Source organism: Neochlamydia sp. AcF84 (genome assembly GCF_011087585.1).
Classification (GTDB): Bacteria; Chlamydiota; Chlamydiia; order Chlamydiales; family Parachlamydiaceae; genus Neochlamydia.
On sequence record NZ_VJOT01000061.1, the window covers coordinates 20,900 to 34,182 of the forward strand.

General features: G+C 39.9%; 14 protein-coding genes. 8 read left to right on the forward strand and 6 right to left on the reverse strand.

Annotation, left to right across the window (positions count from 1 at the left end):
• Positions 1-35 precede the first annotated feature (35 nt).
• The 4 genes from rpsL (at position 36) to rpsJ (ending at position 3,545) form a co-directional block, all read left to right on the forward strand.
• Positions 36-407 (forward strand): 30S ribosomal protein S12, encoded by a 372-nt coding sequence (rpsL, locus tag NEOC84_RS06925; RefSeq protein ID WP_039383654.1) that lies wholly within the window; start codon positions 36-38, stop codon positions 405-407.
• Positions 408-595: 188 nt separating this feature from the next.
• A complete protein-coding gene (gene rpsG, locus NEOC84_RS06930; RefSeq protein WP_166157185.1) occupies positions 596-1,069 on the forward strand; it encodes a 30S ribosomal protein S7 in 474 nt (157 codons plus the stop codon).
• 18 nt (positions 1,070-1,087) lie between these two features.
• Positions 1,088-3,175 (forward strand): elongation factor G, encoded by a 2,088-nt coding sequence (fusA, locus tag NEOC84_RS06935; protein WP_166157188.1) that lies wholly within the window; start codon positions 1,088-1,090, stop codon positions 3,173-3,175.
• 13 nt (positions 3,176-3,188) lie between these two features.
• On the forward strand, positions 3,189-3,545 hold the full coding sequence (rpsJ, locus tag NEOC84_RS06940; RefSeq protein WP_042236533.1) for a 30S ribosomal protein S10: 357 nt from the start codon (positions 3,189-3,191) through the stop codon (positions 3,543-3,545).
• Between the two features lie 343 nt (positions 3,546-3,888).
• Here the strand turns inward: rpsJ and NEOC84_RS06945 are convergent, their stop codons facing one another.
• The 3 genes from NEOC84_RS06945 to NEOC84_RS06955 are packed head-to-tail and all read right to left on the reverse strand — an operon-like array spanning position 3,889 to position 5,764.
• Positions 3,889-4,197, reverse strand: a complete 309-nt coding sequence (locus tag NEOC84_RS06945) for a hypothetical protein (RefSeq protein WP_166157191.1) — start codon at positions 4,195-4,197, stop codon at positions 3,889-3,891.
• A complete protein-coding gene (locus NEOC84_RS06950; RefSeq protein ID WP_166157194.1) occupies positions 4,179-4,628 on the reverse strand; it encodes a hypothetical protein in 450 nt (149 codons plus the stop codon). Before NEOC84_RS06950 ends, NEOC84_RS06945 begins: the two co-directional genes overlap by 19 nt.
• Positions 4,628-5,764: an FtsW/RodA/SpoVE family cell cycle protein gene (locus tag NEOC84_RS06955; protein WP_166157197.1), complete on the reverse strand. Its 1,137-nt coding sequence runs from the start codon at positions 5,762-5,764 to the stop codon at positions 4,628-4,630. Before NEOC84_RS06955 ends, NEOC84_RS06950 begins: the two co-directional genes overlap by 1 nt.
• 53 nt (positions 5,765-5,817) lie before the next feature.
• On the opposite strand from NEOC84_RS06955, the gene NEOC84_RS06960 reads away from it, so the two are divergent.
• Both NEOC84_RS06960 and NEOC84_RS06965 read left to right on the forward strand, forming a co-directional pair.
• A complete protein-coding gene (locus tag NEOC84_RS06960; protein ID WP_166157200.1) occupies positions 5,818-6,540 on the forward strand; it encodes a biotin--[acetyl-CoA-carboxylase] ligase in 723 nt (240 codons plus the stop codon).
• A gap of 385 nt (positions 6,541-6,925) precedes the next feature.
• Entirely contained in the window at positions 6,926-8,344 is a 1,419-nt protein-coding gene (locus NEOC84_RS06965; protein ID WP_166157203.1) for a leucine-rich repeat domain-containing protein, read from the forward strand.
• 192 nt (positions 8,345-8,536) lie between these two features.
• Here the strand turns inward: NEOC84_RS06965 and NEOC84_RS06970 are convergent, their stop codons facing one another.
• The 3 genes from NEOC84_RS06970 to NEOC84_RS06980 are packed head-to-tail and all read right to left on the reverse strand — an operon-like array spanning position 8,537 to position 11,178.
• A complete protein-coding gene (locus tag NEOC84_RS06970) occupies positions 8,537-9,325 on the reverse strand; it encodes a NifU family protein (RefSeq protein ID WP_166157206.1) in 789 nt (262 codons plus the stop codon).
• Positions 9,326-9,335: 10 nt separating this feature from the next.
• A complete protein-coding gene (locus tag NEOC84_RS06975) occupies positions 9,336-10,502 on the reverse strand; it encodes a cysteine desulfurase family protein (protein WP_166157210.1) in 1,167 nt (388 codons plus the stop codon).
• A gap of 1 nt (position 10,503) precedes the next feature.
• Positions 10,504-11,178 (reverse strand): 2,3-bisphosphoglycerate-dependent phosphoglycerate mutase, encoded by a 675-nt coding sequence (locus tag NEOC84_RS06980; RefSeq protein ID WP_166157213.1) that lies wholly within the window; start codon positions 11,176-11,178, stop codon positions 10,504-10,506.
• 217 nt (positions 11,179-11,395) lie between these two features.
• Here NEOC84_RS06980 and NEOC84_RS06985 point away from each other — a divergent pair, with 217 nt between their 5' ends.
• Positions 11,396-12,106, forward strand: a complete 711-nt coding sequence (locus NEOC84_RS06985) for a pseudouridine synthase (protein ID WP_166157216.1) — start codon at positions 11,396-11,398, stop codon at positions 12,104-12,106.
• On the forward strand, positions 12,106-13,272 hold the full coding sequence (locus tag NEOC84_RS06990) for a small ribosomal subunit Rsm22 family protein (RefSeq protein ID WP_166157219.1): 1,167 nt from the start codon (positions 12,106-12,108) through the stop codon (positions 13,270-13,272). The genes NEOC84_RS06985 and NEOC84_RS06990 overlap by 1 nt, the downstream gene beginning before the upstream one ends.
• The last annotated feature ends 11 nt before the right edge of the window (positions 13,273-13,283 follow it).

The following is a 13,283-nucleotide window of genomic DNA, read 5'->3' on the forward strand; positions in this document are numbered from 1 at the left end:
ACTTATCATTAATTAATAAGGAGAAAGGGAATCACATGCCCACAATTAACCAACTTGTACGGCAACCTCGTACACCTAAAAAAAGACGTAGCAAGTCTCCTGCTTTGCTGAAATGTCCACAAAGACGTGGCGTTTGCTTACAGGTAAAAACTAAAACACCTAAAAAGCCCAATTCAGCTCTTCGTAAAGTAGCATGGGTACGTTTATCAACTGGCCAAGAAGTAATCGCCTATATTGGTGGTGAAGGTCATAATCTGCAAGAACATAGCATTGTACTTGTCCGTGGTGGCCGTGTAAAAGACCTTCCAGGTGTACGTTATCATATCGTACGTGGAACATTAGACTGTGCAGCTGTACAGAATCGCAAAAAATCAAGATCGAAATATGGGGCAAAACGGCCCAAGTAACGCTAGAATATTCTCAATGGATATTTTGGCCCGTGGTTCGCGCTCTATCAATATTAAAAAGAACGCCAATCACGCGCAGGCTTATTAGGATAACTTTCCTAAAATCCAGGTGAAGCATTCGATCTTCGATAAAGGCAGAAGCTTTAAAACTGCCAAGTATAAAAAAATACATCAACGAAGAGGAAAAAATGTCAAGAAGACGTAGAGCAGAAAAAAGACACATTGACCCTGAACCACTTTATGGCAGCACTTTGCTTGCTAAGTTTATCAATAGGGTGATGATCGGTGGAAACAAATCTGTGGCTCGCAGAATAGTATATAATGCTTTAGAAAAATTTGCCAAGCGCATCAAAGCAGACAACCCTTTAGAAGCTTTCGAGCAAGCTTTAGAAAACGCTAAGCCCGCCTTAGAGGTTAAATCCCGGCGTATTGGTGGTGCTACCTATCAAGTACCTATTGAAATTCCTGCTAACCGCCGCATCGCAATGGCAATGGGATGGATTATCAATCACTCGCGCGCTAAAACCGGGCGCTCCATGGAAGAAGGTCTATCTACAGAGTTAGTTGATTGCTTCCATAATCAAGGTACCACCATTAAAAAGAAAGACGACACCCATAGAATGGCTGAAGCTAACAAAGCTTTTGCTCATTATAAATGGTAACGAAGGAAAGAATTAATTATGGCTAGACCTGAGAAAGAACACATTAAAAATGTACGTAATATTGGTATCATGGCTCACATTGATGCCGGTAAAACTACAACCACAGAAAGAATTCTGTATTATACCGGCCGTACACACCGCATGGGTGAAGTGCACGAAGGCGCGGCTACCATGGACTGGATGGAGCAAGAGCAAGAACGTGGAATTACGATTACTTCCGCGGCAACCACAGTTTTCTGGAAAGAGTGCAAAATTAATATTATCGATACTCCTGGACACGTGGATTTTACCATTGAGGTTGAACGTTCCTTGCGAGTTTTAGATGGTTCAGTAGCTGTATTTTGCTCAGTTTCTGGAGTAGAACCTCAGTCTGAAACAGTATGGCGTCAAGCAGATAAATACGGTGTTCCACGAATTGCGTTTGTTAACAAGATGGACCGTATTGGTGCGGACTTCTTCGATGCGATTAAAACCATGCGTGAAAAGCTTCATGCTAATGCTATCCCCGTTCACTGTCCTATTGGCGCAGAGTCGGAGTTCAAGGGTATGGTCGATCTAGTCTGTATGAGAGCTTTTTTCTTCCACGATGAAACCCTAGGGGCTGACTGGGAAGAGGCAGACATTCCTGCAGATCTGCTGGAAAAATGCAAGCAATTACGTTCAGAGTTATTGGATGAACTAGCCACTATAGATGAAAATAATGAAGAATTCATGACAAAAGTTTTGGAAAATCCCGACTCTTTAACAGTGGATGAAATCAATAAGGTTATCCGTAAAGGTGTATGTACAAACAAATTTACTCCGGTGCTATGCGGTTCTGCTTTCAAAAACAAAGGTGTGCAGCACCTGCTTGACGCAGTGGTTAACTGGATGCCATCTCCCCTTGACCGTGGCCAAATTAAAGCCCATGATCTTAAAACCAATGAAGATATCTTCTTGAAGCCTGAAGATAATGCACCTTTTGCTGCCTTAGCTTTTAAGATTATGACAGACCCTTACGTGGGCCGTTTAACGTACATTCGTATTTATAGCGGTACATTAGTGAAAGGGATGAACTTAATCAACAGTACCAAAGATAGTAAAGAAAGAATCTCCCGTCTTTTAGAAATGCATGCCAACCAGCGTAAAGAGAAAGATGAATTTTATACAGGCGACATTGCAGCTTGTATTGGGCTAAAGAAAGCTAGCACAGGCGACACCATCTGTTCTCCTGAGCATCCTATCTTGCTCGAAAAAATGGAGTTTCCAGAATCTGTAATTTCTATGGCGATTGAACCGAAATCTAAAGGTGACCGTGAAAAGCTAGCTCAGGCTCTTTCTTCCTTATCCGAAGAAGATCCTACTTTCCGAGTTTACACTAACGAAGAAACGGGACAAACTATCATTGCGGGTATGGGCGAACTTCACCTTGAAATTTTGCACGATCGTATGAAGCGTGAATTCAACGTAGAAGCTAGCGTCGGTAAACCACAAGTTTCTTATAAGGAAACCATTACTTCGCCAGCTGCTAGCCAAACTAAGTTTGTTAAACAATCCGGCGGCCGTGGTCAATATGCTCACGTCGAGCTAGAAATTGAACCAAACGAGAAAGGCAAGGGCAATGAAATTGTTAGCAAAATTGTAGGAGGATCGATTCCCAGAGAATATATACCTCCGACAATTAAAGGGATTGAAGAAGGCCTTGCTACGGGTGTGCTTGCTGGATACAATCTAGTAGATGTTAAAGTCTCTATTGTATTTGGTTCTTACCATGATGTCGACTCTAACGAGATGGCCTTTAAAATATGTGGTTCTATGGCTATTAAGGAGGCTGCTAAAAAAGGTAAGCCGATTCTATTAGAGCCTATCATGAAAGTGGATGTGACTACTCCTGAACAATATATGGGCGATGTAATTGGCGATCTTAACCGCCGCCGTGGGCAGATTTTAGGTCAAGAAAACCATAAAGGCGCGGTCCTCATCCATGCTGAGGTTCCGCTTAGCGAAATGTTTGGTTACTCCACCTTGTTGCGCTCGTTATCCTCAGGACGTGCAACCTATGTAATGGAACCTAGCCACTTTGAAAAAGTGCCGGCAAAAATACAAGAAGAAATTATCAAGAAATAAGGTTTATCATCCTATGGCAAAACAACAAGAGAAACAAATAAAGCAAGAAAAGGTGCACAAGCCGGCGCGTCAAAAGATTCGTATTAGGCTTAAAGGATACGACCAACGGATCCTCGACCGTTCTACTGAAGATATCGTAGAAACAGCAAAGCGTACAGGTGCAGCAATAGCTGGTCCTATTCCTCTGCCCACACGTATTGTAAAATTTACTGTTTTGCGCTCACCTAACATTGACCGCAAATCGCGTGAACAATTTGAGATGCGCACGCACAAACGTCTTATTGACATCCTTAACCCCACCGGTAAAACTATCGACGCTCTTAAAACGTTGACCTTACCAGCGGGCGTGGACATCAAAATTAAAGCGTAATTGTTTTTATGCTGTAGAGCTTAAGCTTGGCCTAAGTTCTACAGCTTTTTTTTCTCATGTATAGTCTCTTATTTTCTTATGCAAAAAAACTGCCTAGACAGTCTCCATCCCCTAAGCTCATAAGCTTAGATTAGGCGAGCACTATAAAGACGCGTCTCTTCTCTACATTCTTGGTCCAATAAATAAAGTTTTTAGATTGATTTATTTAATCGTAGATAGAGGATTATCTTTAAGGAAGCTGCTTAAAAGCGTATAAGGCACATAAAAAATGTCTTTTTTATTCTATCAGCAAAGATCTTATTAGCTTTTCTTTTTGCTGCTGGGGCTTAAAGCAAAGCTTTAACTAGTAGTAATTAAGAAATAAAGCCTGAGAATCACTTTTTAAGCTCTTAGAAATAACTTTTCCTTGAGATACATATAAGACATAAGATAGCTGATCTACGGCAGAAGAGGAAAGAGAAGTGCGCTGGATATAAATATACTCTTGAAGACCATTAGGCAGATTATTTACCGCATAGGGAGCGCCAAAGTGAGCCTCAATGGCTGTTATAGAAGTGCCAGGTGCTATTTCCTCAAAACCTGCAGTAGTCATTATAGGAGCCATGCATCCAGTTAAAAAAAGCAACAACAAATTTATGTAGATTTTTTCCATATTTTTCCCTCTATGATGGTCCGATACTGATCGGAAGAGTTATATTCGGCACGCAACAAATAATCCCCATTTTCCTGCAGCTCATAAACTTCGAAACCTTCAAAGTCATTGCTTAGAGGGTATTCCCAGGCTATAATTTTAGCATCTATTACCCCTTTACCACTTACGCTTCCTATAAGCTCATTTTCCAACCTGACGCTAAAAGAAGCGGGAGCCATTTCGAAAAAGGTCAATTGATTAGACACCTGTTCATCTATCCCCAATATTTCTACAGACTGCTGGCAGATGTAACCTATCTTTTCCTTCTGCTTGTCTACTACCCATTTTGTATAAAAATGTAAGCTTTCAGGAGAAGTGCTAAAAGTTATTTTTCCCTCCCCGATCCAAACTCCTGGATGAAAAATAAAATGATGGGTTTGGTAATTAGTCATTAAAACATGAACCTCCGACTATAGATACTTTGTAAAATTCCTAGGGCCATCATAGTAGATAAAGTAGAAGATCCTCCATATGTAACTAATACTAAAGGAACACCCGTAATGGGTAAAAAGCCACTCATCATACCAATGTTAACTAAAATGTGCATAGCCAGGTAAACTGTTATCCCTGCTGATAATAATCTACCAAAATGATCTTTAGCCACTACTGATACTTGAAAGCTAAAATAGATTAAAGCATAAAAAAGCATAAGCATAAGAAGCAAGCCGATAAAGCCAAATTCTTCACCAAAAGCAGGAAAAACTGAATCCGTATAAGCAGCAGGAAGCCAACCACCGCTTGTATATTCGCTCTTTCTAAACCCTACTCCCGTTAGTCCTCCTATGCCGATAGCAATAGAGGCACTTTTTTGATGATGAGTATAAGGATTGAGTCGATCAAACTGATAATCTTTTAAGATAAGACTTGCATAGGGTCTTAATTTTTCATGAGGAAGCACACCCAGAAAAATTAGGGCTACCACAATTAAGACTATAGAAGCTACAAAAGTCATCGCTTTAATTATCTGAGGATGCATATCTCCGAAGTAAAACATGACAAGAGTGATAGGAAAAAGAACTAGAGCCGTCCCTAGATCAGGTTGCTTAAGGATTAGAATAAAGGGAATGCCTACAATAATCATGCTAAAGAAAGCTGTACGAAAAGAATGGGAATCTGTTTTGGTTCTTTCTAAAAACCAGCTCAAAGTGATGACTACGATCAGCTTAGCATATTCCGACGGTTGAAAGCTAATATTAAGAAATGGAAGGCGATACCAGCGATTGACCCGCGCAATTGAATCTGTAAAAAATAAGCCAACTAAAGATAAGAGCACTAGGGCATATAAAATCCAGGCCAGCTCGCGCAATTTATTGTAATCAAAACCTGCAAAAAAAATAAAAACAAACCCTCCTATTATAAACCATTGAATTTGCTGCCTAACCATAGGTGTAATAAACCTTTCCTCTGTGATCTCTGCAGATCCTTCAAGAGAGTAGGCTGAGATGACAAGAAGGCTCATTACCATTAATCCTAATATTATAGGAATAATGCGAAAATCTATACGAGAAAGGTATTGGTAGTTCCACATAAATTTTATCTTAAGATAGAATATCAGCTATTCTATACGAGCACGTCCTTTATATGAAAATCAATTGTCTTTATTTTAATACTTTAGATTCTACAAACAGTTGGTCTAAAGAAAATTACAAAAATTTTGATCCTGCCTGCCTAACCCTTGTCTTTGCTGATCACCAAACGATGGGCCGAGGGCAATACCAGCGTCGCTGGCTCTCGCCTGCGGCTCAAAATATTTATGCTACCTTCACATTTTTTGTAGATAGCAGACAAACGTTTATAGCTAATATTCCCCAAGTTTTAGCTTTAGCTGCTCTGAAAACACTAAAAGAGTTGCGCCTCCAACCTTGCTTGAAGTGGCCTAACGATATTTTAATAAACAAAAAAAAGATCGCTGGCATACTTTGTGAAACTATCATGGATAACTACCAAAGCGCTATCGTGCTGGGGATTGGCATGAATGTTAATATGCCTTTAGAAATCACTAGCCAAATTGATCAACCAGCCACTTCGTTATTCATAGAAACAGAGCAAACTTTTAAAACCTCTCACGTTCTAGATCTGCTAAAAAATAATTTCATGCCATTGCTTGATCTTTTTCTTGAAAAAGGGTTTCAGCCCTTGCTAGAGGATTTTAAACAAGGTATCCTCCATCAGCCAGGCGACATTATCCGTATCAACAAACACGAGGGCACATTTGAAGAGATTGATGAGCAGGGAGCTCTTGTGCTACGATTGCCAAACGGTCGCATCCAAAGATTCTACGCGGGGGAACTTTTACTTCCTTGATAGAAATTAATTTAAATAATTTCTTAAGGGCTGCACTTTGGCAAACTGCCATACCTTTTCGATGCGCGAGATAAAAGTAAGCCGGCTTTTTTTAGGATAAAGCCGGCTGTCTTTATCACCTAAGTTGTTAAAAGAAGAAAACTAGCGTTTCCAAAGCTTTTAAAGACATAAAAATTTCTTTTATCCAATAACCTTACCAGCTGCAATCATCTTCTCTTTATTAAGGCAATAGAAGCTTCTCAGCAAATTTTTATATCTCTCTCTAGGCAAAATTAAAGATTAAGTATCTAGTTCTGTATTATCTTGCCTATTTTGCTTCTTCCCTATATAAGCATTCCCTTAAAAAGTAATCAAAAATATGTATATACTTTAGAGAAAGCATACCATGAATCCCATCTCTTCTGTTACTATCGACCATTTACCTAATGAGATACTAACCCCCATTTTAGAGCATAGCACCTCGCCTGCCTTATTTAGCGTTTGTACACGATGGAGACACCTGTTAGCTACTGAGGTCATGCCCTCGCTTTATAAGCAAATAGGTAAAATGCATTTTCCTCAAGGAAATGCTAGCGAACAGGCACTTATTTTAGACAAAATTTATAAGCTAGAAGATAGACCTTCAGAAGTAGAAAAAGTCAACGCAATTTTCAAACAAACCTTTAATTTAGTTAGCTCTCTTGCTCCTATGAAGCTAGAATTTAAATGGAAAAATGAAGAAACAAGGTTTTTTACTCTGACTAACTATACCTCTTATCTTATAAATATTAATCGTCTATTGATGTGGAAAAAACTTCCTGGTGGAGAGGAGTACTTAGAGCAAGAGAAAATCAAGTATTTGTCTTTAACAAAAAAAGGAGAGCTACTTGAGCAGTGGATTGAAGGGCATGGCAGAGATATTAAAAGCTTAGATTTACGAGGACTTGGCTTGACCTTTTTACCTATGGAGATAGGACAGCTTTCGCAGCTGCAAGAGCTTTACTTAAACTACAACCACTTGATCACCCTTCCCGCCGAAATAGGACAGCTTTCGCAGCTGCAAGAGCTTTACTTAGGCAATAACCAGCTCACCTCCCTTCCTGCAGAGATAGGGCAGCTTTCGCAGCTAAGAAGACTTTACTTAAACAACAACCACTTCACCACTCTTCCAGCAGGGATAGAGCAGCTTTTGCAGCTGCGCGTTCTTAGCTTGATCGGTAACCACCTCACCACCCTTCCTACAGGGATAAGGCAACTCACTCAGCTGCAAGAGCTTTACTTAAATTACAATCAGCTTACTACCCTTCCGACAGAGATAAAGATGCTGTCGCAGCTGCAAAGTCTTAACTTAAGCCACAACAATTTTAACTCTCTTCCTACAGAACTAGGGCAGCTCTCTAATCTGCAAGAGCTTTTCTTAAGCGGCAACCAGCTTACCTCTCTTCTTGCTGAGATAGGGCAGCTATCTCAACTGCAAAAGCTTGGTTTATTCGATAACCAACTTACTTTTCTTCCTACCGAGATAGGGCAGCTAGCTAAGCTTAGAATGCTTGATTTAGACTACAACCAGCTTACATCTCTTCCTGCAGAGATAGGGCAGCTGACTATGCTTGAAATGCTTAATTTAGACTACAACCAGCTAGCTATACTTCCTGCCGAGATAGGGTGTCTTTCTCAACTGCAAAAACTTGATTTATCCGATAATCGGCTCACTATTCTTCCTGAAGAGATAGGGCAGCTAACTGAACATCTGTTAGATCTGAGGCTAGATGGCAATCCGCTGGAAAGTATTCCTAGAGAACTAAAAAAGCGCTTTAGACGGTAGCCGAAAAAGTCTGCATCGTTTTTGCGCTCAATGTATAATTAAAACAGATTAGCATTCTCAAAACGTTGTAAAGCTATAGAAAACCATATTGTACGCTAGTAAACATTACTACAAATATTTAGTTTTTCTTTTTTTAAGTGAAAATAATAAGGAAATGATCGAGGCTTAGTCCCAGGTCAGCCTAAATAGCCTTTAGCCCGTTATCTCTTTCATTTCCGGAATAACATTGATCTCCGGATGCACTTTAGCACGAATAATTTGTTGAATATAAGATAAAGTCGTACCTACAGAAGAGTAGCACGAAGTACAGGAACCATGGTAAGCAATAAGCAGCTCTTTATCTTCCAGCAAATTTAGAACACTAACTCCACCCGCATCTAAAGCAATATAAGGACGGATATCTTGATCTAACACTTCTTCAATAACCGCTAACTTTTTCTTTAAAGGTAATTCTTTCCAACCAGGATAACCTCCTGGAATTACATTGTCCATACTTACAGGCACAGGTGTAGTCAAATAAGAATCGGCAAGGGGTATGCCTATGCATTGCTCGGCACAATTTTCAATGGCTTCCAACACTAGATTTAAGTGAGAATAAGTTTCATGAGGAAAAGCAGCCTCATCGGCACGATCGCGTACTTGCCTATCAATAAGATCTGCATTTATGCGCTGAGCTTGAAGATAATTTTTTCCTACTAGCAATTCACAAGCTACTTCCGAGGCGCCAATCAAGGCTGTATGGCCAAACAATTGGAATTTTGCATCTACAATCACTCCATCGTCTTTATCTACCAACCAATAAAAAGAGACTATATTTCCTTCTTCTAAGCTACCGGCAGAGCCTTCTATAAAAAACATTCCCCTTTCGGCAGCATCTTCCTTTAGGAAAATTCCTCCGCAATAAGGATGATCAATTTTACTGATTAATTTTTTGCTGTAACGTGTCCAAGTAAACGGATGGACAAATTGCAAAATCCCCATATTTATCTCTTCAATGATGAAAGTAAAGGTGTGAAGAAAGTTTACGCAGCTTCAACACACAATCTTTAATAATTTCAACTGCATGCATGACCTCATCTTCAGAATTATCTTTACAAAAACTAAAGCTTAGCGTTGAAGAAGCTAATGTTTCATCCCTAGCAGAAGCCATGAGGATTAATTTTAGCTGCTGAAAATTTCCTCCTCCCATACTAGCATAAACACCTTTTCTATTTAAGGCAAATAGAAGGGCTTCATTACTGATACCTGCAAAAGCAATTGCGCTAATATGAGGAAGCCTCTGTTGGTCTTGAAAAAATATCTGGGTATGAGGAATGGAGGAAGTAATCTGGGTTTCAAAAAGGTCTCTTAAGCGGGCCACTTCCGTACACATCAAATCTTGAGCTTCTAGAGCTTCGCAAGAAGCTTCACCTAGCCCTACTAGAGCCGGTACATTTAAAGTCCCCGCTCGCTTGCCGCCTTGATCCATTCCCCCTACAATAAAGCTGCTACACTTGATTCCCTCTTTAATATATAAGCCTCCTGTGCCTTTAGGAGCATGTAAATGATCCCCGTTGAAAGTCAAAAAAGCTGGGTTAATATCTTCCAATTGAAAAAAAAGCTTACCCAAGACATGAGTGGCGTCGATATGTAATAAAACATCTTTTTCTTGGCATATTGCAGAAATTTCTGCTATCGGATTAATCACACCGGTAAGCCCATTAGCCCATGCAAGAGAAACAAGAGCCGTACGAGGTGTAATGGCGTCAGCTACCGCTTCTGGGGAAATATAGCCTGAGGGATTTGCTTTCAATATTCTTCCTACGCAGGTCCAATCTTCTAAGCGATTGATCAGCATGGTAGCAGGGGCCTCTTCAATATTTGAAGTGATGAATTGATTTTTCCCTGTTAGACGAGTAACATCATGATAAATGGAGTAAAAGACATGGTTTACTGCTTCAGCACCGGAGGAAGTGAATACAAAAGCGTCTGTTTTTTTTATATTTAGCAGCTTATAAATATGATTAAGGCTTTCTTCGATTGCTGGAAGAAGTTCTTGTCCCAGATGATGAGGAGCTAATGGAGCTCCCCACTGTCTGTAAAAGAAAGGGAGCATTTTACTAACCGTTTTCTCTGAAGGACGGGTAGTCGTGCTATTATCAAAGTAGATGGAAGGCATATTATTGTTGAATAAAGTAGGGGTCTTGATAATCGTAGATGATAGGTTTGCCAGTCGTTAATTCAAGCAGGACAACTTCTTCTTTGGACAAATTACTTAGAAACATAATGATTGCTCTAAGGGAGTTGCCGTGGGCAGCAATGAAAATATTCATTCCATTTTTCAAGGCAGGTAATACGTAATTTTTGAAATAGGGAACAGCACGAGCACTTGTCATTTCCAGGCTCTCTCCCCCGGGGGGAGCCACCTCAAAGCTGCGGCGCCAAATTTGAACTTGCTCTTTTCCATATTTTCTTATGGTCTCTGCCTTATTTAGGCCTTGCAACTCTCCATACATTCTTTCATTGAGCTGCCAGGCACAATAGACAGGCACGGTGTCTTTCCTTGTTTTTTCATTATGAATTTTAAACCATTCCTCTAAATGTTTTTGAGAGCTAGGCTGGATGGCAGGTACCCTGCCGGAGGAGTGGTGGAGCATGGCAAGCATCGCGGTTTGCTGCGCTCGTATCAAAGAAGAGACAAAAATAGCGTCGATAGGAAGCTCGCTAATGAGCTTTCCACCTTCTATTGCTTCTTGCATTCCTCTTGACGATAAAGGAACATTTACCCAACCTGTAAATAAATCCAATTCATTCCAACAGGATTGCCCATGGCGCATTAAAATTAGCTTACTCACTTTTAAGTAACCTACATTCATTATAATTTTTCATCATAGCTACTCATCAAGCAAGTATCAAGAAAATTATAACTCCTTAAGAGACTAGTCAAGGTTGATCATTTAGACTTGCAAACTAAGCTACCGTGGGTGAGCTTTTCTACAGAGATATAAGGGTTGTAATTTTAATAAAAATTGTTTAAAGTTATCTCTTAAAATCAATTAATTAGGCTTTTTAATGGAAAAAACAAAAAACAGACTGAGCAAATTTTTGGCTGCTGCTGGAGTAGCTTCTCGTAGAGGCTGCGAAGAGATTATTTTTGCTGGTCGGGTAAAAGTGAATGGTGATATCTGCCTTATCCCGCAAACCATGGTCGGCGCTAAAGATAACATTGCTGTTGATGATGAAAAAATAAAGCAAGCGGAAGCAAAAGTTTACTATCTTTTAAATAAGCCCACTGGATACGAATGCACAAATGCCAGGCATCGTGATACCAAAATTGTTATAGATCTCTTTGAAAATGTAGAGCAAAGGCTATTTACGGTCGGTCGTCTAGATAAAGAAACAGCAGGATTGCTTTTAGTGACCAATGATGGGCATTTTGCTAATCAAGTCATTCATCCTTCCCAAAATATTCAAAAAGAATATTTAGTAAAAACTGACCAAGATATTACGGATGAGCATCTAAAAGCTATTGCTAGCGGTACCCTGATCGAAGGTTCTTTTGTCAAACCTGTCCGTGTTACAAAAGTTCGTAAAGGGACTTTAAAGGTGATCATTATGGAAGGTAAAAAACGCGAAGTGCGTCATTTATTAGAAGCAGTAGGCTTAAAAGTTTACTCCTTAACGCGCATTCGCCTGGGTGGTTTGATCTTAGGACAATTGCCTGTAGGCAGCTGGCGCTCTTTAACCGATCGAGAAAAAAAATTAATATTTGAGACTCATTAATGAAAGCAAATAGGATACCTGCCCATCAGCTAGAAGAAATCATGCCTATCCTTTTAGGCGCCTGGCGGCGTATGCATAAGGAGGCTGGCCCTGCTGATAAATTGCAAACACGTGAATTTCGTCGCGTGGTGGAAGGTGTAAAGAATTTACAAGTAGGCCTTGAAACAGGTAATCAACTTATAGGTAGAGATTACTTTACAGATAAAGATTTATTGGGCTCCTATCTGCTTTATCATTGGGTAGTTAATTATCAACAAGGATTATCTATCCTAGCCGAAATCCCTCTTAAACCTAAACGTGTTTTAGACATATGTAGTGGGCCAGGAGCTTTTTCTCTAGCAGCCATTAAGCATGGGGCCTCAGAAGTAACAGCTTTAGACTATAATCAAGCTGCTCTACAACTCGGCGCTGAAGTATGTGGAAGATCAGGCTATGCTTTAAGCATTCGCTCCTGGAATTGCCTTAAAACACCCCTTCCTTTGGAAGGGAAATTTGACTTAATCATTGTAGCTCATTGTTTAAAAGAACTTTTTCCTATCAATAGTGCTAACTGGCAGACTAAGCAAAATGAATTTTTATCCATGCTACTTAATCGACTCACGCCTGCGGGCAATTTAGTAGTTGTCGATTCTTCTCATCCTGAAGCAAACCAGAGGATTTTACAGATACGCGATTGCATGGTAAGAAAAAAGGTACCTATACAAGCCCCTTGTGTGTGGAAAGGAGAATGTCCCGCCCTTCAAACTAAAAACAATCCCTGCTATGCCCAGCGAGAATTTTATAAGCCTTATATTATCAGAGAAATTCAACGTGCTGCCCAAATCAATCTAGGCTCTTTAAAAATGTCTTATATAATTTTTCGTAGCCCTCAAGCTGAATGGCCTATTTTAGAAGAGAGAAAATATTACCGAGTGATTAGCCCTCCAGTTGAGTCTTTTCATGGCACACGTTTTTATTTATGTGGGGTAGATGGCAAAAAACATTTAGGCTCCCGCTTGCAGGTGCTTCCTTCCGAATCTAAAGCATTTGAGTATTTAAGGCGTGGTGAGCTAATTTCTATTGACAAAGCTCATGAAAATCAAAATGCTATGGATATTATCGAAAATACACAGGTAAAAGTGGCAGCGGCCTGTGGCAAGCCTATCCCTGAAGTTATTGATGAATAGGTAATCATTTG

Excerpts from the sequence above, each read along its gene's own strand:
- rpsL (WP_039383654.1), top strand. The coding sequence starts at position 36 with ATGCCCACAATTAACCAACTTGTACGGCAACCTCGTACACCTAAAAAA.
- rpsG (WP_166157185.1), top strand. The coding sequence starts at position 596 with ATGTCAAGAAGACGTAGAGCAGAAAAAAGACACATTGACCCTGAACCA.
- fusA (WP_166157188.1), top strand. The coding sequence starts at position 1,088 with ATGGCTAGACCTGAGAAAGAACACATTAAAAATGTACGTAATATTGGT.
- rpsJ (WP_042236533.1), top strand. The coding sequence starts at position 3,189 with ATGGCAAAACAACAAGAGAAACAAATAAAGCAAGAAAAGGTGCACAAG.
- NEOC84_RS06945 (WP_166157191.1), bottom strand. The coding sequence starts at position 4,197 with ATGGAAAAAATCTACATAAATTTGTTGTTGCTTTTTTTAACTGGATGC.
- NEOC84_RS06950 (WP_166157194.1), bottom strand. The coding sequence starts at position 4,628 with ATGACTAATTACCAAACCCATCATTTTATTTTTCATCCAGGAGTTTGG.
- NEOC84_RS06955 (WP_166157197.1), bottom strand. The coding sequence starts at position 5,764 with ATGTGGAACTACCAATACCTTTCTCGTATAGATTTTCGCATTATTCCT.
- NEOC84_RS06960 (WP_166157200.1), top strand. The coding sequence starts at position 5,818 with ATGAAAATCAATTGTCTTTATTTTAATACTTTAGATTCTACAAACAGT.
- NEOC84_RS06965 (WP_166157203.1), top strand. The coding sequence starts at position 6,926 with ATGAATCCCATCTCTTCTGTTACTATCGACCATTTACCTAATGAGATA.
- NEOC84_RS06970 (WP_166157206.1), bottom strand. The coding sequence starts at position 9,325 with ATGGGGATTTTGCAATTTGTCCATCCGTTTACTTGGACACGTTACAGC.
- NEOC84_RS06975 (WP_166157210.1), bottom strand. The coding sequence starts at position 10,502 with ATGCCTTCCATCTACTTTGATAATAGCACGACTACCCGTCCTTCAGAG.
- NEOC84_RS06985 (WP_166157216.1), top strand. The coding sequence starts at position 11,396 with ATGGAAAAAACAAAAAACAGACTGAGCAAATTTTTGGCTGCTGCTGGA.
- NEOC84_RS06990 (WP_166157219.1), top strand. The coding sequence starts at position 12,106 with ATGAAAGCAAATAGGATACCTGCCCATCAGCTAGAAGAAATCATGCCT.